Raw genomic sequence first — 25,293 nt, 5'->3', positions numbered from 1 at the left:
ATCGGCCGCCTGGTCGGAACTTGTGCGGACGGGGCTGGCCTAGCCAGGATCTCACTTTCCGGGCCTGGCCGGTGGAGCATGATGGCATGGTGAGCGAACGCGACTCCGATCCGGATCCGGTGCACTGGCTCGACCTCGGCCCCGATCCTGATCTGGACAGCAACCGCAGGCAGCCCCGACGCTGGCGGTGGTGGAGCGCGCTGGCGGTCGCGATGGTGGCGGCGCTGTTGCTTGCCCAGAACCAGCAGGGCGATCAGTCACCGGCCGGGGCCGATCGGGCGGCCGGCGGCGCTCGGACCATCCCGGCCTCATCAGGCTCCGCGCCGGCCGGCCGGCCGGTGCCGGAGTCGCACTCCATGCCACCGGGCTCCGGGTTACCGGGCTCACCCCTGCCCGGAGTGCCGATGGGCGGCGCAGCCGCCGCGGGGCAGGCCGGCGCGAGCACGGTGACGATGACCGACCTCGGCCGGCCGTTGCTCGACGTGCCCGATGACTGGGAGCTGTTCGGCCAGGGCGAGGGCGTTGTGGTGCGGATGGAGTTAGGGCGCGGCCGGATCACCCGCACGTCGATGCCGGTGCTGGGCAGCGCGAGCCCGATCCACTTCGTGGTCGGGCAGGACCGGGCGATCGTCCATCCGATGGACTGGGTGCCCGGTTATGTCGTACACGATTCGAAGCCGGCCACCCTGCTGCCGCCGGCTCTCAGCCAGGCCGCCTCGACGCTGCCCGGACCTGATCCCTGGCATCTGTGGGCCGAGACCGAGGCCGGCACCGGATCGGCGTTGACGCTGCTCACCCTGGACGGCCGCCCGGCCGGCGTGCAGATCCCCATCCCGCCTGACGCGACCGTGCAGGCCTCTGACCGGGCCGGCAACGTGTTGCTGTTCGGCGTCGGCGGCATGTATGACGCCCGGCCGGACGGCATGCACCGGATCACCAGCGGAACGCTGCTGGCGGTCGGGCCCACCCACTGGCTGGCGCTGGAATGCGATGAGCGCTACCGCTGCGCCGGCGCCGTGATCGACCGGGACAGCGGGGCCAGGCGCGCCCTGAAAACCCCGCTGGACTCCTACGAGCAGAACGCCGGCGCCGTCTCACCGGACGGCCGGATGGCCGCGTTGCTGCAGCCCAACGGCGTCCGGGGCAGCAACGTGCACCTGCTCGACCTGGCCACCGGCGCGGATCGGGTGACCGGCGTGCGGACAAGGTCGCACCAGACCCAGGGAGGCCGCGCGTTGGTCTGGTCGCCCGACAGCCGCTGGCTGTTCGTCACCGACGGCGACGGCCAGGTGCTGGCGGTCGATCGCGCGGGCAGGTCGGTCGTGCTCGACGCGCAGGTGGGCCGGCTCGACCAGCTCGCCCTGCGGACCGCCCACCCGTTGAAGCGGTGACCGCGGCTCAGCTGAGCGTGCTGTTGGCGTAGCAGGCCATCGCGTCCCGGTAGTACTCGGCCAGGCCGCCGGCGATCCGGTCGTAGGTGGCCTTGAAGCGCTCGTCCTCGACGTACATCCGGCCCAGGTTTCTGAAGGCGTCGGCGTCCGGGGTCCAGAACCGGCAGACACCCTGGTAGGCGAGGCCGACCTCGGCCTGCACGGCGTCGTCGTCGACCGGCGTGCCGGCGGCCATCAACTCCGCCATCCGGATCATGGCCGCCGTCATCTCGCGCTGCATCCGCTCGATGTCCTGCGGCGTCAGGGTGGCGGTGAACCTGGCGGCCTGCTCCCACTCCTGCGGCCAGCGTTCGCGGGCCTCGTCGTCGTAGACGGACGGGTCGAATCCCTCGAACAGGTTCTCCGGTCGGTTGATCTCGGTCATCGCGGCGTTTCCTTCCGCTTGCGGCTGGTCAGTGGCTTGCGGTTGGTCAGTGGCTTGCAGTTGGTCAATGGTTCGGGCGACAGTGCGGGCGAGCACCCCGAGCCGGTCCCGCTCGCGCAGCAACCGCTGATAGTGCTCGCGCAGGGCCTGGACCGGGTCGAGCTGGCTGTCGAGGATGCCCCTGATCTCGGCCAGCCCCAGGCCCAGCTCGCGCAGCAGCAGGATCTGCTGCAGCCGCAGCAGCTCGGCCTGCTCGTAGTAGCGGTAGCCGTTGGTGCCGATCCGCGCCGGTGGCAGCAGCCCGATCTCGTCGTAATGCCGTAGCGCCCGCGAGCTGACCCCGGACATCCGGGCCACCTCGACGATCGACCAGGACACGCCGCCACCTCCTCTCGGTACTCACCGGCGCCTTGTGGTTCTCACCGACGCCTTGTCGGTATTCACCGGCGCCTTGTCGGTCTGACCGGTGCTCACGTGCTCACGTGCTCACGTGCTCATCGCCGACGGTAAAGGTTGACGCTGGGCGAAGGTCAAGCCAGCTCAGCCGGCAGACCTCACGGTGCGCACCACCGGCACCAGCCGGCCGTCCTGGCTCACCACGGCGATGTCACCCTGCTGGTCGGTGCGGGCCACCGGCACCCCCAGCCGCGCCAGCTCGGCCAGCAGCAGCGGTGACGGGTGCCCGTAGTCGTTGTCCACGCCGGCCGAGATCAGCGCCAGGTCGGCCTGGGCAGCGTGCAGGAACGCCGGATCGGAATACGCGCTGCCGTGGTGCGGAACCTTGAGGATGTCGGCGCGCAGATCCGCGCCGGTGCTGAGCAGGTCGTCCTGGGCCTCGACCTCGGCGTCGCCGGGCAGCAGGATCCGCACGCCGGCCACCGTCGCCCGCAGCACCACCGAGGTGTTGTTCGGGTCCGAGCGTGAGCCGAGGAACACGTGGCTCGGGCCGAGCACGTCGAGCCGGCTCTGACCGGCGTCGATGCGCTGGCCCGCGACGGCGGGCTCGAGCCGCAGCCGGTGGCCGGCCAGCACCGACAGCATCAGCCGGTGACCGCCGGCCGGCTCAGGAAGGGGTGAGCTGAGCACCCGGTCGACCTGGCGTTGATGCAGCACGCCGGACAGGCCACCGACGTGGTCGAGATGATCGTGGCTCAGCACCAGCACCGCGATCCTGCTGACGCCCAGCTCGCGCAGGCAGCGGTCCACCGACACCGGGTCAGGGCCGGCGTCGACGACGACCGCGCTGCCCTGCCCCGCGTTGAGCACCAGCGCGTCACCCTGGCCCACGTCACAGGCCACCACGATCCAGCCGGGTGGCGGCCAGCCCACCAGCACCGCCCGGCCCGGAATCTGGATCAGCACCCCGAGCGCGGTCGCGACCCCCAGCAGCACCCGGGCGGCCGGGCGGCGGCAGAGCAGCACCACCGCGGCGCTCAACGCGGCGAGCAGCAACCCACCCCGGACGCCGGACGGCCAGGGCAGCGAGGCGCCGGGCAGCGAACCGAAGTACTCCGCCACCCACACCAGCCACCGGCAAGGCCAGCCGGCCAGTTGCGCCAGCAGCACCGCCAGCGGCAGCCACAGCACCGAGCTGAGCGCCGCCAGCAACCCGAGGATGGTGGCGGCGGCGACCACCGGCTCGGCCAGCACGTTCGCCGGGATCGCCACCAGGCTGACCCGGCCGCTGATGCCGGCGATGATCGGCACCGTGACCAGGTGGGCCGCGGCGGCGACCGCCAGCGCTTCGGCCAACCCGGCCGGCACCCGCCGCCGGCGCAGCGCCAGCGCCCAACCTGGCGCCACCAGCAGCAACGCCGCGGTCGCGACGACCGAGAGCGCGAAGCCGAAGTCGACCGCCAGGCCCGGCTGCCACAGCAGCAGCCCGAACATGGTGGCGGCCAGCACCGGTAACGCCGCGCGTTGCCGTCCGGTGGCCAGCGCGATGAGCGCGATGCCCGCCATCACCGCCGCCCGCAGCACGCTCGCCGACGGGCGCGCGAGCACCACGAAGCCGACCAGCACCACCATGCTGACCAGCGCGATCACCATCGGTGAAGCCCGCAGCCGCCTCAGCAGCAGCGCCACCGCGCCCACCACCAGCGACAGGTTGGTGCCGCTGACGGCAGTCAGGTGCGAGAGACCGGCCACCCGGAACCGCTCCTCCAGCACCGGATCGAGCCGGCTGGTGTCACCCACCACCAGGCCTGGCAGCAGCCCGCGAGGCAGCTCGGGAAGCCCGGCGGCTGAGCGCTGCAGGCCCGCGCGCAGCTGACCGGCGCCGCGCTGCCACCACGGCGGGCGGCCGAGCAGCTCGGGCTCCGAACGCGCCAGGACGGTGGCCGCCAGCAGGTTGTCCGGCAGGGGCGGGCTCAACCGAGCGCTCAGCCGGACCCGCTGGCCGGGCAGCACCCCGCGCCAGGCGCCGGAGGGTCCCAGCACCAGCACCGCGCCGGACAGCTCGGTGCGCCGGCCTTCGACCGTGACCGCCCGCACCTCGGCGTCGACGGCCATCCGCGGCGAGCCGGCCGCTCCGCCGGAACCCAGCGGCCGCGGGTCACCGCGCACCAGCAGCTCGACGCTGACCTCACCACCGGCGCGGGCCAGGGTGGCCAGCTCACCGTCATGGGCGAGGTGCAGCCGGACGGCCAGCGGGGCCAGCAGCGCGGCCGAGCAGCAGGCGGCGAACGCCCCGATCAGTAGCACCGGCTGCCAGCGGCCGGCGAAGGCCAGCACCGCCGCCGTCAGCAGCGCGACGAGGACCGCCAGGGCGACCGCGACCGCGCTGTGCCCGAGCGCCCAGAGCACCGCCGCCCAGCCGGCCAGCGCGCCGAGCCCCAGTCGCAGGTCCAACGGCTCGTTCATCCGATGCTCACGAGCGACTTCAGGTCGGCGTACTTGCTGTCGCCGATCCCGGAGACGCCGCGTAACTGGTCGACGGAGTCGAAGCGGCCGTGCTCGGTCCGCCAGTCCAGGATGCGTTGCGCCAGCACCGGGCCGACGCCGGGCAGGCCGTCGAGCTGCGACAGGGTGGCCGAGTTGAGGTCGAGCGGTCCGGACGTCGAGGCGTCCGGACCGGCCGGCGCGCCGCCGCCTGCCCCACTACCGCCGCCGGCACTGCCGCCGCCGGCACTTCCGCCGCCTGCCGCGACCAGCCCGACCAGCAGTTGCTCACCATCGGCCAGCTTGCGGGCCAGGTTCACCAGCACCGGGTCCACCCCGCTCAGCAGGCCACCGGCCGCCCGCACCGCGTCATCGACCCGGGAGCCGGCCGGCAACCGGTAGACGCCGGGCTTGCGCACCTTGCCGGCCACGTCCACCACCACCGGTGGTTGCGAGCCGGTGGCAGTCGCCGCCGGACTGCCGCGGCCGCCCAGCGGGGACTTCAGCGAACCGCCCGGCGCCATCGGAGCCGGTGCCGGTGACGGCCCGGCGGGCTCGGACGATGTCGTGTCGGCGGCCAGCATCGGGCGCGGTTGCGCCGCCAGCACCCAACCGCCGGCCACCAGCACGGTCACGGCGGTGACCACCGCCATCGCCAGGACGCCCCGGCGACCGGGGTTGCACCGCGCTCCGGCCAGTGACGAACCGGCCGGGTCCAGCACGCCGAGCCGGGCCGCCACCGGACTGCCAAGCAGCCGGCCGGCAAGTTCGGCCAGCCTGCCGCCCACTCCGCGCCCCTCGTGACCCCGTTGCACCCGGACGACGTTAGGCAGCCGGCGCCGGCCCGAACCGGCACGCGGGGCATCTGTGGGAAAAGCACATAGTTGTGGATGGGAGACTGCCCGATGTGCCTGTGAAGTCCATGCCCACCGCGTCGGCCGTCCCGCCGTCCGGCTCGTCATGGCACCCGGTCAGCTTTGCCAGGCGGCTGTGGAACTCGGGGTACCGGCCGGCCCTGATCGCCACCGCGTTCGCCGCCCTGCTGGCCTGGGGCTTCCTGCTGCTGCCGCCGATGAACACCGACCTGGCCGCCCAGCTGGCCCGCGCCGACTTCGCCGCCGAGTACCCCGTCTCGATCATCGACTTCCGCTGGTTCGGCGGCACCGTCGAGTACGGCTACACGCTGTGGGCCTCGACCCTGATGGCCTACATCGGCACCAAGGTCACCGGCGCGCTGGCCGCGGTGATCGGCACCTGGTACACCACCCGGCTGCTGCACCGGCTGCGCCCGACCCGTCCGATCCTGGGCGGCCTGGCGGCGGCGGTGACCCAGGTGGCCAACGTGGTCGAGGGCCGGATCACCTTTGCCTGCGGGCTGACCTGCGGGCTGATCGCGATCACCCTGTTCACCACCAACCGGATCCCGCGCTGGCTGGCGGTGCCGCTGGCAGTGCTGTTCAGCCTGCTCTGCGGTGGTGCCAGCCCGGTGGCCGGCCTGCTGCTCTGGGTGGCCGGCGGGGTGGCGTTGCTGATGCGGCGGCCGGTCGCGGCGGCGGTGCTGATCGTGCCGTCCGGGCTGGCCATGATGGTCATCTCGGTGATCTTCGGGGACGGCGGCCGCCAGCCGTTCACCTTCCTGGACTTCCTGAAGTCGTTGATCGCGCTGGCCATCGTGCTGGCCGCCGTGCCCCGCCGCTGTCACCCGATCCGGCTCGGCGCCGGCATCGGGATCGTGATGCTGATCGCGGCCTTCACGCTGCCCACCCCGGTCGGCTCGAACTCGACCCGGCTCAGCCTGCTGTTCGCGCTGCCGATCGCGGCCTCGTTCGTGCACTGGCGAACCCGGACGCTGACCGCGCTGGCGCTGGTGGCGATCCTGGCGGTGCAGCTGCCGGTCAACCCCGGGACCATCGCCAGCACCGGCCGGGTCAGTGGCTACAGCGCCTACTACAACGCCCTGATCGAGGGCATCCGGTCCCAAGGCCCGCTCACCGGGCGGGTGGAGGTGCCCGAGCTCGCCGGTCACTGGGACTCGGTGTACCTGGCCCGTGGCGTGCCGCTGGCCCGAGGCTGGCTGCGCCAGACCGACGTCCGGCTCAACGATGCCGTGTTCTACAAGCAGAAGCCGACCGCGGAGTCCTACCGCAAGTTCCTCACCGACAACGCGGTGCAGTACGTCGCGGTGCCCGACGCCGAGCTGACCCGGTTCGGCAAGAACGAGCTGGCGCTGATCCAGACGAACCTGCCCTACCTCACGCCGGTCTGGACCAATGCTCACTGGACGCTGTACGAGGTGCTGGACTTCGCGCCGCTGGTCGACCCGCCGGCCCAGGTGCTCAGCCAGCAGCCGGACGCGATCGTGGTGTCGGCGCCGGCGAACAGCTCCGTCCGGGTGCGGCTGCGGTGGTACCGCTGGCTGGGCATGGAGAGCCAGGACAAGCAGGCCTGCATCGCGCAGGAGGGCCTGTACGTCACCCTGAACACCGGACGCGGCGGCAACTACACGTTCAACTCTCGGTTCCCCATCGGCACCGGGCACTGCCCGAAAGGCTGACGCAGCCCTGGGCGGTGTCCGCAGAGGCGCTCCCGAGCAGGACGGGGCGATCATCGACACGGCGCTCGGTGGTGAGTGCCAGCTGGATCGGGCAGGCACGATGGCACGATGGCGCGGTGAGCAAGCGACGGAAGCAGCGGGAGCAGCCCGCCCCGCCGGGCGAGGCCGCCGAGCCGAGCGCTTGCGACGGTGGCACGGTCGAGTGGCCGTCACCGATTCGCGACGGCGAGTGGGTGGACGCCGCCGGGACGCGATGGCGGCTCCGCGGCGGGCGGTGGCAGGCCCCGGCCAAGCGTGTGGAGCACCTGCTGCGGACACCGGAGGCCAGGGTCCTGCTGTTCTACGCGCCCGACGCGCCGACCGAAGTCGCGCCGGGCGACCGGGATGCGCTGTGGCAGCGGATGCGCCCCTACCTCCGCGAGTCCGTGGTCCGCGCCCCGGGCGACTTCACCGACTTCCAGGTCGGGGAGTTCCGGGACGACGAGCGGCGCCTGCTGCTCATCATCGAGGAGTCGTGCTGACTGGTCGAGACGGTGAGTCCGAACTCAGCGCTTGGTGACCACGACCCCGAGCAGCCCCGGCCCGACGTGCGCGCCGACCACCGCGCCGACCTCGGACTCGTACAGCTGGCCCAGGTTGGGCAACGCCTCTTTGAGCAGGCCGGCGACCTCTGCGGCCCGCTCCGGCGCGGCCAGGTGCTGCACCGCGATGTCCACCGGGTCCGAGCCCGCCTTCTGCACCGTCAGCTGGACCAGCCGAGCGATCGCCTTGGACGCGGTCCGCACCTTCTCCAGCGGCATGATCCGGCCGTCGGACAGGTGCAGCAGCGGCTTGACCGACAGCGCGGTGCCGAACCTTGCCGCTGCCGAGCCGATCCGGCCGCCGCGATGCAGCCACTCCAGCGAGTCGACGTAGAACAGCGCCGACGTCCGGCCCAGGGCGGTGCGGGCCGCCTGCTCCACGTCCTGCGGCTCGGCGCCGGTGGCGGCGGTCCGGGCCGCGGCCAGCACCGCGAATCCCAGTGCCATCGCCGCCGAGCGCGAGTCGATCACCCGGATCACGTCCGGCTCGAACTCGGCCGCCGCCAGCCGTGCCGAGTCGCAGGTGCCCGACAGCTCCGCGGACAGGTGCAGCGAGACCACCGTGGCGGCGCCGGCGTCCAGCGCGGAGCGGTAGACCTCGACGAACTCGGCAGGCGTGGGGCGTGAGGTGGTCACCGCCGTCCGGACCCGCAGCGCGGCGCACACGTCGGCCGGGGTGACGTCCTGGCCCTCCAGGCCGGTCCGCCCGCCCAGTTGCACCTGCAGCGGGACCACCTGCACGCCCAGCTCCTCGGCCAGCCCGGTGGGCAGGTAGGAGGTCGAGTCGGTGACCACCGTGACCTGCTGCTGGACCGCCATCTGTCGAACGTTAGACGACGAAGTTGATCAACCTGCCCGGGACCGTGATAACTCGCCTGCTGGGTCGTCCCTGCAGGGCCGCGACGACCTTCTCATCGGCCCGGGCGGCGTCCTCCATGGCGGCGGAATCGGCGTCGGGGGCGACCGAGATCACCGAGCGGACCTTGCCGTTGACCTGCACCGGCACCTCGATCCGCTCCTCCACCAGCATCGCCTCGTCGACCTCGGGAAAGTCGTGCCAGGCCAGGGACTGCTGGTGGCCCAGCTTGGCCCACAGCTCCTCGGCGGCGTGCGGAGCCAGCGGGGCCAGCATCAGGGCCAGCGCCTCGGCCACCACCCGCGGGGTGCCGCCGTCCGGATAGGCCTGGGTGACGGCGTTGTTCAGCTCGGTGATCCGGGCGATCGAGGTGTTGAACCGCAGCGTCTCATAGCCTTCCCGGACGGCGGCGATCGTCCGGTGCAGCAGCCGGTTGAGCTCGGCCGGCACCTCGACGTCGGCCACGTGCGGCTGGCCGGTCTGCTCGTCCAGCACCACCCGCCAGATGCGCTGCAGCAGCCGGTACGGCCCGACGATGGCCTTGGCGTCCCACGGCCGGGATTGATCCAGCGGACCGGAGAACATCTCGAACAGCCGGAAGGTGTCGGTGCCGTAGCCGGCTGTGAACTCGTCCGGGGTGACCACGTTCTTCAGGCTCTTGCCGATCTTGCCGAACTCCCGGTTGACCGGCTGGCCGTTGTGGAAGAAACCGCCGTCGCGCTCGATCACCTCGGCCGCCTCGACGTAGAAGCCGTCGGCGTTGGTGTAGGCCGGCAGCTGCAGCATCCCCTGGTTGACCAGCCGGTGATAGGGCTCGCGGCTGGAGACGTGGCCCAGGTCGAAGAGCACCTTGTGCCAGAACCGCGCGTACAGCAGGTGCAGCACGGCATGCTCGACGCCGCCGACGTACAGATCGACACCGCCCAGCGGGCGCTGCGGCGAGGGGCCCATCCAGTACCGCTCCACCGCCGGGTCCACCGGCGCCGTGGAGTTCTCCGGATCCAGGTAGCGCAGCTCGTACCAGCAGGAGCCGGCCCAGTTGGGCATGGTGTTGGTCTCGCGGCGGTAGGTCTTGACGCCTACGCCCAGGTCCAGTTCGACGGTGACCCAGTCGGTCAGCCGGCCCAGCGGCGGCTCGGGATCTGAGTCGGCGTCATCGGCCGGGTAGGACTTCGGGGTGAAGTCGTTGGTCTCGGGCAGCAGCAGCGGCAGCATCTCAGCCGGCAGCGCGACCGGCTGGTCGTTGGAGTCATAGACGATCGGGAACGGCTCACCCCAGTAGCGCTGCCGGCTGAACAGCCAGTCGCGCAGCCGGTAGGTGGTGGCGCCGCGGCCGGCGCCGGTGCGCTCCAGGTAGGCGATCGTGGCGGCCTTGGCCTCGGCCACGCCCAGGCCGTTGAGATCCAGCTCGCCGTTGGCCGAGTTGATCGCCGGCCCGTCGCCGGTAAAGGCCTTGCCGGCGAAGCCCTCGCTGGGCTGCACCGTGCGCACGATCGGCAGGCCGAAGGACTCCGCGAAGTCCCAGTCCCGCTCGTCCTGGCCGGGCACCGCCATGATCGCTCCGGTGCCGTACCCCATCAGGACGTAGTCGGCGACAAAGATCGGCAGCTGGGCGCCAGTTACCGGGTTGGTCGAGAATGCCCCGGTGAACACGCCTGATTTGACCTTGGCGTCGGCGCCCTGCCGGTCTGCCTGACGATCCAGGTCGGTCTTGGCGGCGGCTTGCGCCTGGTAGGCGGTGACTGCCTCGGCCGGCGTGGCATAGCCGCCCGTCCACTGCGCGGGGGTGCCGTCGGGCCAGGCCGGCGGGGTCAGCTCGGCGACCAGCGGGTGTTCCGGAGCCAGCACCAGGTAGGTGGCTCCGAACAGCGTGTCCGGACGGGTGGTGAACACCGTCAGCTCAGCGGCCGGGGTGCTGAACCGGACGTGCGCGCCGATCGAGCGGCCGATCCAGTTCTTCTGCATCGTGCGGACCTTCTCGGGCCAGTCGATGTGGTCCAGGTCAGCCAGCAGCCGGTCGGCGTAGGCGGTGATCCGCAGCATCCACTGGGCCAGCGGCTTGCGGAACACCGGAAAGTTGCCGCGCTCGGAGCGCCCGTCCGCGGTCACCTCCTCGTTCGCCAGCACGGTGCCCAGGCCCGGGCACCAGTTGACCGGCAGCTTGGCGACGTAGGCCAGCCGGTGCCGGTCCACGACGTCGCGGCGTTCGACGTCGTTCAGCTCGGACCAGGGCTTGCCGTGCTCGTTGCTGCCGGCCGCCGGCTCCCGGGTGCCGGCATCGAGCTCGGCGATCAGCTCGGTGATCGGCCGGGCCCGACCGGCGCCGCCGTCGGCCTCGTGGTCATAGAACGAGTTGAAGATCTGCAGGAAGATCCACTGCGTCCAGCGGTAGAACTGCGGATCGGTGGTGGCGACCACCCGGCGCTGGTCATGGCCCATCCCCAGCGCGCGCAGCTGCCGGCGGAAGGTGACGATGTTGTTGTCGGTGGTGGTCGCCGGATGCTGGCCGGTCTGCAGCGCGTACTGCTCGGCCGGCAGGCCGAAGGCGTCGAAGCCCATGGTGTGCAGGACGTTCTCGCCGCACATCCGCCGGTAGCGGGCGTAGACGTCGGTGCCGATGTAGCCCAGCGGGTGCCCGACGTGCAGCCCGGCGCCCGAGGGGTAGGGGAACATGTCCAGGATGTAGGTGTGCGGCTTGTCGGCGACCCGCTCGAAGCCCTCGCTCAGCTCACCGCACGGGTTGGGGGCGTCGAAGGTGCCGCGGTCGGCCCACTCCTGCTGCCACTGGGACTCGATCCGGTTGGCCAGGGCAGCGGTGTACCGGAACGGCGGGGCGTCGGTGTCGCTGGGCTGCGCGGTGTCGCTGGGCTGCGCGGTGCTCGCGGTCATGGTGGGGGACTCTCCCGATCTGGTGCATCGTGGGTGCTGGGCCGGCCGCGGCGGGCCCCGGACAGACGAAGAGCCCCTGCGGAAAAGCAGAGGCTCGAGCCGCACTGGTCGTCGGAGAGGACTCAGCGCGGCTCGATAAGAAGCAGGTTCGTGCCCATGGCGGCCATACTACCCGGCGGCCGCTCAAGCCTCAGGCGTCGGCGTCGGAGTGCTCGCCCTCCGGTGCCAGCAACGGGATGACGGGTCCGGGCGGGCCGGCGTTGTGCGCGCGCAGCGTCCAGCCGTCGCCGCTGTCGCGCAGCTCGGTCCAGTGACAGTTGGCCAGCGGGCCGAGGATGGAGGGGGTCTGGGGCAGCCCGAGCAGCGCCGCGGCCAGGCACATCGAGGTGGCGCCGTGGCTGACCAGCACCGTGAGCCCGACCTCCGGCAGTTCGTCGAGCGCCTTCACGGCCCGGGTGGCGACCTCTTGCCGGCTCTCACCGCCCCGGCGGGTCACGTCCCGCCCGGCCAGCCAGTCGGCGAACTCCTCGGGATAGCGGGCCTGAACCTCGTCGCGGGTCAGTCCCTGCCAGTGACCCAGGTGGCGCTCGCGCAACCGCGGGTCATACACCAGCTGCTGACCGGTCAGCGCCACGATCTTCCGGGCGGTCTGCTCGGCCCGCAGCAGGTCGGAGGAGACCACCAGATCGGGGCTCATCGCCGCGACCAGCGCCGCGGACTCCAACGCCTGCGCCTGCCCGACCAGGTCCAGCGGCGGGTCCTCCTGCCCCTGGTACCGGCGCTCGGCGTTCCAGGCGGTCCGGCCGTGCCTCAGGATGACCAGCCGGCGCAGCACTAGGCCTCGTCTGCCTGGCTGGCTCCGGCACCTTGGCTGGCTCCGGCGCCTTGACTGGCTCCGGCGCCTTGGCTGGCTCCGGCGCCCTGCGGGCGGCCGTCACCCTGCGGGCGGCCGTCATCGAACTCGATCTGCGGGCAGTCCTTCCAGAGCCGTTCGAGTGAGTAGAAGACCCGCTCCTCGGCATGTTGGACGTGCACCACGATCTCGGCGTAGTCCAGCAGCACCCACCGGCCGTCGCGCTTGCCCTCGCGGCGCAGCGGCTTGGTGCCGGCCAGCCGCAGCTTGTCCTCGACCTCGTCGACGATCGCCTCGACCTGGCGCTCGTTGCTGCCGGTGACGATCACGAAGACGTCTGTGATGGCCAGCCGGTCGCTCACGTCGATCAGGACGATGTCGGTGGCGAGTTTGTCCGCGGCAGCGTGCCCGGCGATGCGCGCGAGCTCGATGGCGGTGTCGGTGGCGGTCACGATCGCCCAGAATACCGGGCGATCGGGACCGCCTTTACCGCGTTGACGGGCACCGGTTCATCCCGCTCAGTCGACGAGCCGGATTACCCCGTAGTCATAACCCTTTCGCCGGTACACGACGCTGGGATGCCCGCCGTCGGCGTCGGAGAAGAGGTAGAAGTCGTGACCCACCAGCTCCATCTCGAACAGGGCCTGGTCGATGGTCATCGGCTTGGCGGGGTGCTCCTTCTCACGGACCACCCGCCCGGGGCCGTCGGGCAGCTCGTCCTCGGTTGCCGGGCTCTCGGGCTCGGCGACGCTGGGCAGCCGCTCGTGCTCGATCAGCGCGCCGGTGGCGGCGGCGACCGAGGTGGGCGTGTGCCGGCCGTGGTGCACCCGGCGGCGGTCGGCGGCCTGCCGGAACTTGCGTGCCAGCCTCTCGACGGCGAGGTCGAGGGCCTTGTAGAAGTCAGCTGCGCAGGCTTCGACCCGCACCACCGGGCCGCGGACCCGGCAGGTTATCTCGACTCGCTGGCAGATCTCGGACTGCCTGGGATTCTTCTCGTGGAGGAGTTCGACGTCCGCCCGGATTATCCGGTTGTCAAATCGCTCGACTTTCGCCAGTTTCTCAGCTACATGCTGCCGGTAATGATCGGGCACCTCGACGTTTCGGCCCCTCACGACAATATCCACGCGACCTCCTGGCTGCTCGGGCGTCGCGAGCGGTGCCGGCTGGCGGCCTTTCCCTTCCGGCTGGCCCGCCAATCCCTGCTCGCTGCCTATTTCGGTAGGTCATGTAAACGCTAGTCCTTCGTCGTGCGTCTGCCCAGTTGAAACGTGCCGATGAACGCCGTTCGATGAGGCGGGCGGCGTTGCCCGGGCCCGGCGAAGCTTGGTGGCGGCGATCACCGAAGCGCCGCACACCTGCCAGCCGGCCGCCTGAAGCGCCCGCGACGCCTCGGACAGGGTCGCTCCGGTGGTGACGATGTCATCGACGAGCAGCACCGGCCGGTCGGTGGTGGCCGGAGCCGCGCGCATCCGGTTGGCCAGGTTCGCCGCCCGGTCGCCCGCCGACAACCCAACCGAGTCGCGGCCGCGACCGGCCAACCGCAGCACCGGCAGCACCTCCAAGCCGTTCTGCGGGGCGACCTCGGCGACCAGCCGCAGCAGGTGGTCACCACCGCGCTGGCGCGCCGCTGCCCGGGTGGAGGGAACCGGCACCAGGATCGCGCAGCCTGCCGGGCCGCCCAGCCGGCCGCACGCGACGTCGACGGCGTCGCTGAGGTAGGCCGCCAGCGGTCCCACCAAGACTCGCTGGTTGCGCTCCTTGAAGGCCAGCAGCGCGCTGCGCAGGCCCCCGCCGTACTCACCGGCGGCCACTACCGAGGTCGAGCCCGCCAGCGCGACCTGCTCAGGCTCGGACTTCGGCTGGCAACCTGGGCACCACACCCGCCCGGCCAGGCCGCAGCACACGCAACTCGACGGCAGCACCAGATCCATCAAGTCGGGCAAAAACCTCATAAAACAAGCTTGCCTGACGCGGGGTGGCAATAGTGGCCGCAGAGGCGAAAATGTGGACGAACTGCTCTGGTTGTGGACAGCTACCCGGCCCGCCCCTGCGTTCCGGTGCGGCTTGCTCCGGTCAGGTCGTCATGTGGACGCGTAGCGGTTTCGCACGCCCCGGCGAGCGCGACCGCTACGGGTTAGGGGGCGTAGATCGGGTTGGCGCCCGGCGTCGGGGTATTGCCCGGGAACGAGGTCCAGGAGCTTCCCTGCTGGGTCCAGATCGAGTCACTGGCCGAGACCAGCGGTGACTGCTGGGGGGCGGCGGCGATGGAGGTGGGCGGTCCCGGCAACCCGATGTTGGTCAGCCCGCCGAGCGCCGAGCCGTCCGACATCACCTGCCACACCCGGGCCTCGTCGTTCGGCGCCTGGGCCACCAGCAGCAGCTTGGTGGCATCGGCCCAGGCCAGGTCGCGGACCGCCAGGCCCGCCGGGGTCAGCGGCTCGAACGAGTCGATCCGGACGTCGCTGGACGAGGTGACCACCGAGCCGATCCAGGCCGTCATGGCTCCGCCGGCCGCCCGCAGCACCGCGGCCAGCCGTACCCCGTCCGAGCTGAACCGCAGCGCCAGCACCTGGCCCGGCGGCAGGCCGGCGACCGGCGAGGTGATCGAGACCTGCTTGGGAACCCCGTCCGGACTGATCCGATAGATCGCGCCCCGGGGGCCGACCCCGACCCAGACGTCGGCGGCGTGCGGTCGCCATTCCGGCCGACTCAACGCCCCGGCGGGCAGCCTGACCCTGGCCAGCCTGGCGGTGGACCCCATCTGGAGCACGTTGCGCGCCACCGCGGCGACCTGCAGCTCACCGGCGGCGTTGCGGCGCAGCGCCACCGAGCTCAGGCCGCGGCCGGCCTGGCCGAGCGCGCCGGTGACCGGCTTGTTGTCGATGCCGTCGATCACCGCGCCGTCGCGCACGAAATAGGACCGGGCGCCGGGGGTCACGCTGTCCGGCCCGTCGGCGGAGAAGTTCACCACCGCGAAGGTCGTGCCCTGGGCAGCCGGAATGTTCACCGAGCGTCCGGAGTCGGTCAGCCTGAGCTGGGCGCCGGGCACGAACCGGATCTGGGTCAGGGTGTAGGCCAGTTGGGCGGCCAGCCGGTTGCGCCCGCCGGCGTCCAGCTGGTTGGTGCCCGGCATCTCCACGACGATCGGATCGCTGTCCACCACGGTGGGCCGTCCGGCCTGGTCGGGCGCCTCGTTGATCACCGCCTGGGCCAGCTCCGGACGCGGCCCGGCCAGCAGGGCGGCGAGCAGCCAGTTGCCCAGCGCCTGCCCGCTCAGCGCGCAGTAGCGCAGGTCAGGCACCAGGGTGGTCTCGGCCAGGTCGTAGAAATACAGCTTGCGGGGCAGGTAGGACCGCTCGAAGGACGACTGCTTGATCAGCACCCCGGGCTGCAGCTGGTCGATCCGCCACTGCCCGTCCACCTGGATCAGGTCGAAGGTGAAGGTCTCCGGGTCCCCGATGCCGGTGCCCTTCAGCGACGGGCTGAACACGCCGCTAGCATCGAGCTGGCCGACCCGGCGGCCCGAGACCTCCACGGTGGCGCCCGCGCCGGTCTTGGTGGCCACCCCGACGGTGGTCTCGTCGACCACGGTGACGGTGCTGTCCTGCCACTTGCGCGCCGCGGCGTTGGTCAGGAACTGCCTGGCCTGTGAGTGCCCGGCATCGGCGGCCACGGCTGCCGACAGGAAGCCGTCGACGATGTCGCGCTCGTCACCGCCGGGCTTCGGGGTGATGTTGGCCTGTGACACGCCGGGGCCGTCCCGGTCCAGGGTGCGCACCACCAGCGGCGCGGAGTCGGTCGGGACGCCGGTGCAGCCGGCCACCAGCCCGAGAGCCAGCAGCAGGCCGATCAGCCCCCTCTTCATGCCAGCACCTCCGGCTCCGGCTCGGGCTCCAACGGCAGCGGCGAGCTGTCCAGGGGGCCACCGGCGACCCGCGGCAACGTCATCCGGAACACCGCGCCGCGGCCACGCGCGCCCCAGGCCTGCAGCCAACCATGGTGCAGCCGGACATCCTCCAGGCTGATCGCCAGACCCAGCCCGGTGCCACCGGTCAGCCGGCTGCGCGACGGGTCCCCGCGCCAGAACCGGTTGAACACCAGGGCCGCCTCACCCGGACGCAGGCCGACGCCCTCATCGCGCACGGTCACCGCCACCGAGGCGGCGTCGGCGCCGACCCGGACGGTCACCGGCCGGCTCTCAGCGTGGTCCAGGGCGTTGCCCAGCAGGTTGCGCAGCACCCGCTCGACCCGCCGGGCGTCCACCTCGGCGATCACCGGCTCATCGCCCAGGTCGGCCCGCAGCTGCACCCCGTGCCGCAGGGCCAGTGGCTCGGCCGAGAGCACCGCTCGCTCCACGATGCCGCGGATGTCGATCTGCTCGGTCTCCAGGTGCGCCGCGCCGGCGTCGTAGCGCGAGATCTCCAGCAGGTCGGCCAGCAGGCTCTCAAACCGGTCCAGCTCGTTGGTCAGCAGCTCGACCGAGCGGGCCAGCTCGGGGGCGAAGTCCTCCCGGCTGCCGTAGAGCAGCTCGGCGGCCATCCGGATGGTGGTCAGGGGGGTGCGCAGCTCGTGCGAGACGTCGGAGGTGAACCGCTGCTGCAGCCGGGACAGGTTCTCCAGCCGCTGGATCTGCTGCTGCAGGCTGTTGGCCATGTCGTTGAACGACTCGCCCAGCAACGCGATGTCGTCCTCGCCCCTGACCGTGATCCGCTCGGACAGCTGGCCGCCGGCCAGCCGGCCGGCGGTCTGGGCGGCCACCCGGACCGGCCGCACCACCTGGCGGGTGACCAGGGCAGCGATCGCGGCCACCAGCAGCACCAGTGCCAGTCCGGCCAGCAGGACGGTCCGCTGCACCAGGCTCAGCGTCCGCTGCTCGGCGCTCAGCGGGAACAGGTAGTACAGCTCGAAGGCGCCGGCCTGGGTGTTCACCGGCTGGCCGACGATCAGGCCGGCCACCTCGCCGGGGTGGTTCGGGATCCGGATCGGCGCGTACTGCACGGCCAGGGCGCCGCGGTCGACCTCGCGGCGCAGCTCGTCCGGAATCGGCTGGCCGCCGGGCAGCTGCCGGTTGACGGCCTGGTCGGTCGAGCGGACCACCTTGGTGAACAGGTCCGCGCCCAGCGTGCCGGTGGACCTGGTGGGGTCGGAGGTGATCTGGTCGACCGCCTGCCGGATGCCGTTCAGGTCACCCGGGGTGAGCCCTTCGAACTGCGCCACCGCCGCTTCCAGGCCGAGCGAGGCCTGGCTGATCGAGGCGGCCCGCTTGGCCTTCAACACGCCCTTGCCGATCTGGTCCACCAGGAACACCCCGATCAGCAACACGATCAGGCCGGTGACGATGGCGGTGGTGGCCGCCACCCGCAGCTGCAGCGAGCGCCGCCAGGTCGTCAGCAGTCGTGACACGCCCGGGCGCGACCGGCGGCTCAGCCAGCCGGTGGCTGTGTGCAGTCGCTGGCTCAACCGGGCCGGCATGGCGTCGAGCCCGCCGGAAATCCAGCCTGGGGCGGCTGGGCTCACGGCGGCCCCGCTTTGTAACCGACGCCGCGGACGGTCAACACCACCTCGGGACGCTCGGGATCGCGCTCGACCTTGGACCGCAGCCGCTGCACGTGGACGTTGACCAGCCGGGTGTCAGCGGCGTGCCGGTAGCCCCAGACCTGCTCGAGCAGCACCTCGCGGGTGAAGACCTGCCGGGGCTTGCGGGCCAGCGCCACCAGCAGGTCGAACTCCAGCGGGGTCAGCGAGATCTGCACGCCGTCGCGGACCACCTGGTGGGCCTGCACGTCGATGCTCACCGCCGAGTCGGGCGGGCCGATCAGCAGCGTCTCGCCGCCGGCCTCGTCGTAGCGGCGCAGCCGGGCCCGCATCCGGGCCGTGAGCTCCTTGGGCTTGAACGGCTTGACCACGTAGTCATCGGCGCCGGACTCCAGGCCCAGCACGATGTCGACCGTGTCGGTCTTGGCGGTCAGCATGATGATCGGGGTGCCGGACTCGGAGCGGATGGCGCGGCAGACGTCGATCCCGCTCATGCCGGGCAGCATCAGGTCCAGCAGCACGATGTCGGGCTTGACCTCGCGAAAGGCTGCCAACGCTCGCGAGCCGTCGGGCACGAACGCGGGCTCGAAACCTTCCGAGCGCAGCACGATGCCGAGCATCTCTGCGAGTGAGGAGTCATCGTCGACTACCAGTACGCGAGGCTTCATGGTCCCTATCGTGGCGCCTAGGTTGCTTGACCGCTGGCAGGACGCCCCACGGCCGCAGCCGTCTCTATTTTAAGCGCGGATCACAAGTTGGTGTTCGCCACGAAGACCTGCCCGTTGCCCGACACGGCGCAGGCCGCCTCTCCGGGGGCGACGTAGACCGATTCCCAGCGCCGGAGCGTCCGGCTCTGCGGGCCGCAGTCCACGGTGACCGGGCCCTGGCCGCTGAGCACCAGGTGCGGGCCGTCGGCGGGCAGCAGCCGCACCGGCCCCGCGGCAAGATCCAGCACCGTCAGCCGGAAGTCGGGCACCGGCACCTGAAAGACCCGCCGGCCCTCGGCGGGAAGCTCCGGCTGCCAGCGCGGCTCGGCCAGGCTGGAAAAGTCGGCGACCCGCAGCAGTTCCGGGATGTCGACGTGCTTGGGGGTCAGGCCGCAGCGCAGCACGTTGTCGCTGCTGGCCAGGATCTCGATGCACATGCCGCGCAGGTAGGCGTGCACGTTGCCCGCGCCCAGGTAGATCGCCTCGCCCGGGGCCAGCCGGACGTAGTTGAGCAGCAGCGCCAGCACCGCGCCGATGTCGCCGGGAAAGTCCTGCGCGGCCAGCACCGAGGCCCGGGCCGCGCCGCCCCAGGGACCGTCCTGCTCGGCGAGGCGCCGGCAGCCCTCGACGGTGGCCTCGACCAGCCGTTCCCGGGGTTGGCCGCTCAGGCTCAACAGGGTGGTGAAGGTCGCCCGCAGGCCGTCCCGGCCGGCCAGCAGCGGCAGGTAGCCGGCCAGCTCCGGCACGTCCAGGGCCTCGAGCAGCTCCAGGGTGGCCGGCACCGGACGGAACCCGCAGAAGGCCTCGAACTCGGACAGGGCGTAGGCCAGCTCAGGTTTGTGGTTGGCATCGCAGTAGTTGCGCCCCGCCGAGCCGCGCGGGGCGCCGGTGGCCTCCTCCGCCGCGAAGCCGGCCTCGGCCTGGGCCCGGCTGGGGTGCACCTGCATCGACAGCGCCCGGTCGGCGGCCAGCACCTTCATCAGGAACGGCAACCGGGGACCGAAGGCCGCCAGGTTCGCCTCACCCAGCCACCGTCGCGGGTCTCCGGCGATCAGCTCGTCCAGCGCCGGCCGGTCGGGGTGCTCGGCCCACCGCGACGGCTCGGCCGGGTGCGCGCCCATCCACAGCTCGGCAGCCGGACGCCCGGTCGGCGGGATGCCGAGCAGCGCCGGAATCGCCTCGACCGAGCCCCAGGCGTACTCCCGGATCGCGTTGTCCAGCGCGATCACCCGCGGCTGCCCAGCCACCGAGCCCGCCGAGCCCGCCGAACCCGCCGAGCTCACCGAGCTCACCTGGCTGGGCTGGCCGTGCCCTCGACCAGTTCGGGCTGATAGAGGTCCGGCTCCAGGTAGATCACCCGCGCTGTCGGCTCGGCCGCCCTGATCCGGGCTTCGGCGGCGTTGATGGCCGCGGCGCACTCGGCCATCGAGCTGCCGGCCGCCATCGACACCTTCGCGGCCACCAGCACCTCCTCCGGGCCGAGGTGCAGGGTCCGGGAGTGGATCACCCGCTCGATGCCCTCGCCGACCAGGGCCGCCTCGATCCGTGAGATCGCGGCCGGGCTGGCCGACTCGCCGAGCAGCAGGCTCTTGGTCTCGATGATCAGGATCACCGCGACCGTGATCAGCAACACCCCGATGGAAACCGTGCCGATGCCGTCCCAGATCGGCTCGTCCGTCAGCATGGTCAACCCGACGCCGCCCAGCGCGAGGAAAAGCCCGACCAGGGCCGCCAGGTCCTCCAGCAGCACCACCGGCAGCTCGGGGACCTTGGCCCGCCGGATGAACTGCGGCCAGCTGGCGTCGCCCTTGACCTTGCGCGACTCGTGGATGGCGGTGCGGAACGACCAGGTCTCCAGGCCGATCGCTCCCACGAGCACCGCGATGGCGATCAGCGGCGAGTCCAGCTCATGCGGGTCGGTGATCTTGTGGATGCCCTCGTACAGCGCGAACATGCCCCCGATGGTGAACAGCACCAGGGCCACCAGGAATCCGTACACGTAGCGGTCGCGACCGAAGCCGAACGGGTGCTCGGCGGTCGCCTGCCGCCGGGATCGCCGGCCGCCGACCAGCAGCAGCCCCTGGTTGCCGGAGTCGGCCACCGAGTGGACCGACTCGGCCAGCATCGACGACGACCCGGTGATCAGGAACGCGATGAACTTCATGACGGCGATGCCCGCGTTGGCCAGCAGGGCGGCGACGACCGCCTTGGTGCCGCTGGCGGCGCTCATGTCCGTACTCCGCGGCCGAGGCGGCGGGCTTCAACAGCAGCACAGCGGTTCAATGTGGCAACTCCCCTAATCTCGGTGCGGACGGATCGATTCCACGGGCCAATGCCAGGTAGGTCGCGGCGAAGTCGCCGGTGGCCGAGGCGGCGGCGAACCGGACCAGCGGCGGCGCGTCCGGCACCAGGATCCGGGAGCTGCCGATGCCCCGGCTGGCGGCCAGCCCCGCCAGCGCCGACCCGGCCTTGCGGCCGGCGTCATCGCCCAGGCCGTCCCACTGGGTGTCCTGCGGCTCGCCATAACGGTCATCGTCGCCGATCAGCACCAGCCGCGGGCGCACGCTCGGCTCGGAGATCCGGTCGGCGAAGAAGTCGGCCTCGGTGGTGGCGAACTCCAGCAGCGAGCCGATCCGGGCCACGTCGTCGGGCAGCGCCGCGGCCATCGCGGTGGAACCGCCGATCAGCTGGACGGCGCCGGCGAACCGCCGGGCGGCCACGGTCGCGGCCTGGCCGATGCCGGCGATCACCGGCACCGACTCGGCCAGCTCGGCGGCCAGCAACTTGGCCGGCCCGGTGTAGGCGGAGGAGTCCGGCCGGTCGGTCTCGGCGACGCCGTCCAGGCTGTCGGCGACGCTGGCCAGCAAATGGGCCGTGGCGGCCAGTCCCAGGGCGTCCAGGGCCTGCAACGCCGGCGTGGCCAGCGCCCACCAGGCCGCTCGCGGCGGCACCGAGGCCAGGTGGCTGACATCGGCGACCGGATGCCGGGCCGCCGCGGCCGCCACCGGGGATCGGACCGGAGCGGCCACCGCGATCACCATTCCGCGCCGGTCGGCCTGGGCGATCAGCTCGGCGAGCCGGGGATGCCGGCCGTCGGCCGAGACCACCAGCAGCGCGTCGGCCGGCCCGGCCCAGCGGGGCAGCGCGGGGTTGCGCCAGTCGATCACCGGCGCCTCGGCCGAAGCCAGCGCGGCCAGCAGGCTGGACAGGTACGGGGCGGCGGCGTCCGGAGCCACCAGGACGGCGCGCGGTGGCGTCGAGCCGCGCAGCCGGTCGACGCCGAACTCGCCGGCGGTGTCGATGCCGCGGCGCACCTGGGCCCCGGCCCCGGCCAGCGCGCGCAGCAGGCCGCCGCGATCGGCCCGGATCAGCGCCTGCGGGTCATCGAGCAGCTCCTGCTGGAAGGAGTTCACCCGGCGGTCCCGTCATCGGCCGCCTCGTCCTCGGCCCTCTGATCAGCTGCCGTGCCGTCGGTGGCGGGCACTCCGAGGCCACGCGGGCCGGGCACCGCCTCGTCGGCCAGCAGCACCGCGATGCCGTCGGACACCGGGAACCGGCTCAGGCAGGACGTGCAGACCAGCTGCTCCAGCCCGCTGCCGGTGGTCTCCAGCCGCAGCGGGGCATGGTCAGCGCTCGGGCAGGCCAGGATCGAGAGCAGGTCAGCCGAAATAGACACCCTGGGCCTCCTAGGACCGGATCACGGCCAGCGCCTCGTCGCGGACTGCGTCCAGCGTGGCACTGGTGGGAGCTTCGACGTTGAGCCGGAGCAAGGGTTCGGTGTTGGAGGCCCGGACGTTGAGCCAGGAGCCGTCGGCCAGGTCGATGGTCAGCCCGTCCAGGGTGTCGGTGGCCACCGTCCGGTCGGCGAACCGCTCGCGCACGGCGGCCACCTTCTCGTCCTGGTCGACCACCTTGGAGTTGATCTCACCGGAGGCGTGGTAGCGCTGGTAGCCCGCGGTCAGCGCGGCCAGCGTGCCGTCCTGCTCGCCCAGGGCTGCCAGCACGTGCATCGCCGCGAGCATGCCGGTGTCGGCGCGCCAGAAATCGCGGAAGTAGTAGTGCGCCGAGTGCTCGCCGCCGAACACCGCGTCGGTGACGGCCATCTCGGCCTTGATGTAGGAGTGCCCGACCCGGGTCCGGATCGGCCGGCCACCGTGGGCGGCGATGATCTCGGGGACCGCCTTGGAGGTGATCAGGTTGTGGATGACCGCCGAGCCCGGCGCCTTGGCCAGCTCCCGGACCGCGACCAGCGCGGTGATCGCGCTGGGCGAGACCGGGTTGCCGTCGGCGTCGATGACGAAGCACCGGTCGGCGTCGCCGTCGAAGGCCAACCCGATGTCGGCGCCCTCCTCGACGACCCGGCGTTGCAGGTCGACCAGGTTGGCCGGTTCCAACGGGTTGGCCTCGTGGTTGGGAAAGCTGCCGTCGAGTTCGAAGTACAGCGGCACGATCCGCAGCGGCAACGGCTCGAGCACCGCGTCGCCGAGCACCGCCGGAACGGTGTAGCCGCCCATGCCGTTGCCGGCGTCCACCACGACCTTGAGCGGCCGCGACGTCGACAGGTCCACCAGCCCGCGCAGGTAGCGGGCGTAGTCGGCCAGTAGCTCACGGCTGCTGACGGTCCCCGGCTCGGCCGCCGGCGCCGGCAGGCCGTCGGCGAGGTAGCCCTGGGCGGTGGTGCGGACCTGCACCAACCCGGAGTCCTGCCCGACCGGCTGGGCGCCGGGCAGGCACAGCTTGATGCCGTTGTAGCGCGCCGGGTTGTGGCTGGCGGTGAACATCGCGCCGGCCAGTCCCAGCTGCCCGCTGGCGTAGTAGAGCAGGTCGGTCGAGGCCAGTCCGATGTTGAGCACGCTGGCGCCCTGGCTGGTGGCGCCGTCGGCGAAAGCGGCCAGCAGCTCGGGCCCGGACTCGCGCATGTCATGACCGGCGGCCAGCTCGCGAACGCCGGTGACCGTCACGAAGGCAGCGCCCAGCGCGCGGGCGACCTCGGGGTTCAGCTGGTCTGGAACGATGCCCCGGACGTCGTAGGCCTTCACGATGTCGGAAAGGTTGATCACCTTGCAGACGCCTCTCCTGGAGGTGGTCGGAAGCTGAGCAGCGGCTTGCTCAGCGCGTGGAGCAGGCGGTTCGGGCTCCGTCGCGGGGTCGTGATCTGCCAGCCTAGGCGAGCGGCCGGCGAGGCCGCAGACCGGTGGTGACTCAGACCGGCGGTGGCACCACGCGCAGATGGCCCCGCCGGCCGGTCAGGCCGTTCTCGTCGGTGACGGCCACCTGGCGCGGCGTCTCGATCCGGGCTGCCTCCCGGACGGCGTCGGCCAGCGCCTCGAGGTCATCGGCGTGCGGGATCGGTGACGGGAACTCACCGGCGTGCCGGACCACCTCCCAGCCTCGGGGCACCGTCAGCCGGACGGCGTGCTCCTCGCACAGGTCATAGGAGTGCGGCTCGGCGAAGGCGGCCAGCGGGCCGACCACTGCCATCGAGTCGGAATAGATGTAGGTCAACGTCGCGACGGCAGACTGACTGCAGCCAGTGCGGGTACAGCGACGGACATGCCTCACAACGGCCGACACTAGCCCCCGGCCCAGGCTTTGCCGGTGAGCGCCGATCGCCGCCGCGTGTCGCAGGCCGTACCGCACTAGGCTCGCCAGGCATGGGCACCGATCCGAAGTCGCCGGCCGCACGACGTCCGGCCCGCCGCCGGGACCGGCACGGTCGCGGCCTGCGCGGAATGCTGGCGCCCAGGCCGGTGCCGATCGCGCACAGCCGGGGTGACGCCTTCGACGCGATGGTGCTGCACGCGGTCGATCACCTGCAGCCGCGGCTGGCCGAGCAGCTGGCCCAGGTCGAGTTCGCGGTGGAGGACGTGCCCGACGTCAGCCACCGCGGAACCGCCGACTTCGACTTCGACGAGGACATCCTCGATGACAACGCGGTGCCGCTGTCACGGCTGTACCGCAACGGGGTGGCCGGCATCTCGGCCCCGGTGATCGTGGTCTATCGACGGCCGCTGGAGAGCCGGGCGGCGCAGAGCGAGGACCTGGCCGACCTGGTGCACGACGTGGTGGTGGAGCAGCTGGCCAGGCTGCTGGGCCGATCGACTGATGAGATCGACCCGCCTACAGCTGAGTGAGCTGGTGTGTTTCAGCTGGCGCGGCGCTTGACCCGGCGGCGCTCCCGCTCGCTGAGGCCACCCCAGATGCCGAAGCGCTCGTCGTGCTCGAGGGCGTACTCCAGGCATTCGCCCCGCACCTCGCAGCCGACGCAGATCTTCTTGGCCTCTCGGGTCGAGCCGCCCTTCTCGGGGAAGAACGCCTCGGGATCGGTCTGGGAGCACAGGGCGCGCTCCTGCCAGCTCTGCTCTTCGGGAAGCCCGAAGATGTCCGACAGGTCCGCTTCTGCCAGGTGCGTGGTTTCGGTCACGGTGCTCTCCTACTACAGATTGATTAAGGACCTGCCTGCGGGCTCAGAGTCCGTATCGGCTCACGTGATGGGCGCATAAGCCGTACGACACACTTGGAATTACACCCGTGTCGTTACCCATTAGTCAAGCTGAAGTCTGCTACTTGAGCAGATTGATGCCGCCGCAACCGTTACCGGGCGGCTTTTAGGACGATTCGGC

The 25,293-nt window shown here is 71.8% G+C and carries 24 protein-coding genes; 5 read left to right on the top strand and 19 right to left on the bottom strand.

The genetic code is table 11. The annotated features are described in order from the left end of the window. Window positions 1-86 precede the first annotated feature (86 nt). Window positions 87-1,391: a hypothetical protein gene (locus VF557_11320; GenBank protein HEX8080792.1), complete on the top strand. Its 1,305-nt coding sequence runs from the start codon at window positions 87-89 to the stop codon at window positions 1,389-1,391. Window positions 1,392-1,398: 7 nt separating this feature from the next. On the opposite strand, the gene VF557_11315 is transcribed toward VF557_11320, so the two are convergent. The 3 genes from VF557_11315 to VF557_11305 form a co-directional block, all read right to left on the bottom strand. After that, window positions 1,399-2,193, bottom strand: coding sequence for a MerR family transcriptional regulator (locus VF557_11315; GenBank protein ID HEX8080791.1), 795 nt, complete (start codon window positions 2,191-2,193; stop codon window positions 1,399-1,401). A gap of 162 nt (window positions 2,194-2,355) precedes the next feature. Continuing rightward, window positions 2,356-4,677, bottom strand: a complete 2,322-nt coding sequence (locus tag VF557_11310; protein HEX8080790.1) for a ComEC/Rec2 family competence protein — start codon at window positions 4,675-4,677, stop codon at window positions 2,356-2,358. Beyond that, on the bottom strand, window positions 4,674-5,510 hold the full coding sequence (locus tag VF557_11305) for a ComEA family DNA-binding protein (protein HEX8080789.1): 837 nt from the start codon (window positions 5,508-5,510) through the stop codon (window positions 4,674-4,676). Before VF557_11305 ends, VF557_11310 begins: the two co-directional genes overlap by 4 nt. Before the next feature lie 92 nt (window positions 5,511-5,602). Here VF557_11305 and VF557_11300 point away from each other — a divergent pair, with 92 nt between their 5' ends. Both VF557_11300 and VF557_11295 read left to right on the top strand, forming a co-directional pair. Beyond that, window positions 5,603-7,249, top strand: a complete 1,647-nt coding sequence (locus tag VF557_11300; GenBank protein ID HEX8080788.1) for a hypothetical protein — start codon at window positions 5,603-5,605, stop codon at window positions 7,247-7,249. Window positions 7,250-7,365: 116 nt separating this feature from the next. Further along, the gene (locus tag VF557_11295; protein ID HEX8080787.1) at window positions 7,366-7,770 is read left to right on the top strand and encodes a hypothetical protein; all 405 of its coding nucleotides are present in this window, start codon (window positions 7,366-7,368) and stop codon (window positions 7,768-7,770) included. Between the two features lie 24 nt (window positions 7,771-7,794). Here the strand turns inward: VF557_11295 and VF557_11290 are convergent, their stop codons facing one another. The 5 genes from VF557_11290 to raiA all read right to left on the bottom strand — a co-directional run bounded on the left by VF557_11290 (window position 7,795) and on the right by raiA (window position 13,519). Further along, window positions 7,795-8,649 (bottom strand): DegV family protein, encoded by an 855-nt coding sequence (locus VF557_11290; protein HEX8080786.1) that lies wholly within the window; start codon window positions 8,647-8,649, stop codon window positions 7,795-7,797. A 10-nt stretch (window positions 8,650-8,659) separates the two neighbouring features. Continuing rightward, on the bottom strand, window positions 8,660-11,575 hold the full coding sequence (gene leuS, locus VF557_11285; protein ID HEX8080785.1) for a leucine--tRNA ligase: 2,916 nt from the start codon (window positions 11,573-11,575) through the stop codon (window positions 8,660-8,662). Window positions 11,576-11,765: 190 nt separating this feature from the next. Beyond that, window positions 11,766-12,410 (bottom strand): histidine phosphatase family protein, encoded by a 645-nt coding sequence (locus VF557_11280; protein ID HEX8080784.1) that lies wholly within the window; start codon window positions 12,408-12,410, stop codon window positions 11,766-11,768. Next, entirely contained in the window at window positions 12,410-12,880 is a 471-nt protein-coding gene (rsfS, locus tag VF557_11275) for a ribosome silencing factor (GenBank protein ID HEX8080783.1), read from the bottom strand. The genes VF557_11280 and rsfS overlap by 1 nt, the downstream gene beginning before the upstream one ends. Window positions 12,881-12,946: 66 nt before the next feature. Then, a complete protein-coding gene (raiA, locus tag VF557_11270) occupies window positions 12,947-13,519 on the bottom strand; it encodes a ribosome-associated translation inhibitor RaiA (GenBank protein HEX8080782.1) in 573 nt (190 codons plus the stop codon). On the opposite strand from raiA, the gene VF557_11265 reads away from it, so the two are divergent. Then, a complete protein-coding gene (locus tag VF557_11265; GenBank protein ID HEX8080781.1) occupies window positions 13,424-13,666 on the top strand; it encodes a hypothetical protein in 243 nt (80 codons plus the stop codon). The two genes, raiA and VF557_11265, sit on opposite strands and share 96 nt — an antisense overlap. Here the strand turns inward: VF557_11265 and VF557_11260 are convergent. The 10 genes from VF557_11260 to VF557_11215 all read right to left on the bottom strand — a co-directional run bounded on the left by VF557_11260 (window position 13,652) and on the right by VF557_11215 (window position 24,232). Then, window positions 13,652-14,380 carry a phosphoribosyltransferase family protein gene (locus VF557_11260; protein ID HEX8080780.1) on the bottom strand — a complete coding sequence of 243 codons (729 nt, stop codon included), beginning with the start codon at window positions 14,378-14,380 and terminating at the stop codon, window positions 13,652-13,654. The genes VF557_11265 and VF557_11260 overlap by 15 nt on opposite strands. A gap of 182 nt (window positions 14,381-14,562) precedes the next feature. Continuing rightward, window positions 14,563-16,293 (bottom strand): hypothetical protein, encoded by a 1,731-nt coding sequence (locus VF557_11255; GenBank protein ID HEX8080779.1) that lies wholly within the window; start codon window positions 16,291-16,293, stop codon window positions 14,563-14,565. Continuing rightward, window positions 16,290-17,945 carry an MtrAB system histidine kinase MtrB gene (gene mtrB / locus VF557_11250; protein HEX8080778.1) on the bottom strand — a complete coding sequence of 552 codons (1,656 nt, stop codon included), beginning with the start codon at window positions 17,943-17,945 and terminating at the stop codon, window positions 16,290-16,292. Before mtrB ends, VF557_11255 begins: the two co-directional genes overlap by 4 nt. Further along, window positions 17,942-18,631 (bottom strand): MtrAB system response regulator MtrA, encoded by a 690-nt coding sequence (mtrA, locus tag VF557_11245; GenBank protein HEX8080777.1) that lies wholly within the window; start codon window positions 18,629-18,631, stop codon window positions 17,942-17,944. The genes mtrB and mtrA overlap by 4 nt, the downstream gene beginning before the upstream one ends. Window positions 18,632-18,711: 80 nt before the next feature. Continuing rightward, window positions 18,712-19,953 (bottom strand): mannose-6-phosphate isomerase, class I, encoded by a 1,242-nt coding sequence (manA, locus tag VF557_11240; protein ID HEX8080776.1) that lies wholly within the window; start codon window positions 19,951-19,953, stop codon window positions 18,712-18,714. Between the two features lie 5 nt (window positions 19,954-19,958). Continuing rightward, the gene (locus VF557_11235) at window positions 19,959-20,900 is read right to left on the bottom strand and encodes a cation diffusion facilitator family transporter (GenBank protein ID HEX8080775.1); all 942 of its coding nucleotides are present in this window, start codon (window positions 20,898-20,900) and stop codon (window positions 19,959-19,961) included. 49 nt (window positions 20,901-20,949) lie between these two features. Next, window positions 20,950-22,083: an SIS domain-containing protein gene (locus VF557_11230; protein HEX8080774.1), complete on the bottom strand. Its 1,134-nt coding sequence runs from the start codon at window positions 22,081-22,083 to the stop codon at window positions 20,950-20,952. Continuing rightward, the gene (locus VF557_11225; protein ID HEX8080773.1) at window positions 22,080-22,346 is read right to left on the bottom strand and encodes a Trm112 family protein; all 267 of its coding nucleotides are present in this window, start codon (window positions 22,344-22,346) and stop codon (window positions 22,080-22,082) included. The genes VF557_11230 and VF557_11225 overlap by 4 nt, the downstream gene beginning before the upstream one ends. 10 nt (window positions 22,347-22,356) lie before the next feature. Then, window positions 22,357-23,730 carry a phosphomannomutase/phosphoglucomutase gene (locus VF557_11220; GenBank protein ID HEX8080772.1) on the bottom strand — a complete coding sequence of 458 codons (1,374 nt, stop codon included), beginning with the start codon at window positions 23,728-23,730 and terminating at the stop codon, window positions 22,357-22,359. Window positions 23,731-23,872: 142 nt separating this feature from the next. Next, window positions 23,873-24,232, bottom strand: coding sequence for a DUF3499 domain-containing protein (locus tag VF557_11215; protein HEX8080771.1), 360 nt, complete (start codon window positions 24,230-24,232; stop codon window positions 23,873-23,875). 92 nt (window positions 24,233-24,324) lie between these two features. Here VF557_11215 and VF557_11210 point away from each other — a divergent pair, with 92 nt between their 5' ends. After that, window positions 24,325-24,804: a metallopeptidase family protein gene (locus VF557_11210; GenBank protein HEX8080770.1), complete on the top strand. Its 480-nt coding sequence runs from the start codon at window positions 24,325-24,327 to the stop codon at window positions 24,802-24,804. 11 nt (window positions 24,805-24,815) lie between these two features. Here the strand turns inward: VF557_11210 and VF557_11205 are convergent, their stop codons facing one another. Further along, window positions 24,816-25,076 (bottom strand): WhiB family transcriptional regulator, encoded by a 261-nt coding sequence (locus tag VF557_11205; protein ID HEX8080769.1) that lies wholly within the window; start codon window positions 25,074-25,076, stop codon window positions 24,816-24,818. Between the last annotated feature and the right edge of the window lie 217 nt (window positions 25,077-25,293).

It is taken from the genome of Jatrophihabitans sp. (genome assembly GCA_036389035.1).
Taxonomy (GTDB): Bacteria; Actinomycetota; Actinomycetes; order Mycobacteriales; family Jatrophihabitantaceae; genus Jatrophihabitans_A.
This window is presented reverse-complemented; position numbering and strand designations above follow the sequence as displayed.

Excerpts from the sequence above, each read along its gene's own strand:
- VF557_11320 (HEX8080792.1), top strand. The coding sequence starts at position 87 with ATGGTGAGCGAACGCGACTCCGATCCGGATCCGGTGCACTGGCTCGAC.
- VF557_11260 (HEX8080780.1), bottom strand. The coding sequence starts at position 14,380 with ATGAGGTTTTTGCCCGACTTGATGGATCTGGTGCTGCCGTCGAGTTGC.
- VF557_11235 (HEX8080775.1), bottom strand. The coding sequence starts at position 20,900 with ATGAGCGCCGCCAGCGGCACCAAGGCGGTCGTCGCCGCCCTGCTGGCC.
- mtrA (HEX8080777.1), bottom strand. The coding sequence starts at position 18,631 with ATGAAGCCTCGCGTACTGGTAGTCGACGATGACTCCTCACTCGCAGAG.
- VF557_11310 (HEX8080790.1), bottom strand. The coding sequence starts at position 4,677 with ATGAACGAGCCGTTGGACCTGCGACTGGGGCTCGGCGCGCTGGCCGGC.
- VF557_11255 (HEX8080779.1), bottom strand. The coding sequence starts at position 16,293 with ATGAAGAGGGGGCTGATCGGCCTGCTGCTGGCTCTCGGGCTGGTGGCC.
- leuS (HEX8080785.1), bottom strand. The coding sequence starts at position 11,575 with ATGACCGCGAGCACCGCGCAGCCCAGCGACACCGCGCAGCCCAGCGAC.
- VF557_11210 (HEX8080770.1), top strand. The coding sequence starts at position 24,325 with ATGGGCACCGATCCGAAGTCGCCGGCCGCACGACGTCCGGCCCGCCGC.
- VF557_11290 (HEX8080786.1), bottom strand. The coding sequence starts at position 8,649 with ATGGCGGTCCAGCAGCAGGTCACGGTGGTCACCGACTCGACCTCCTAC.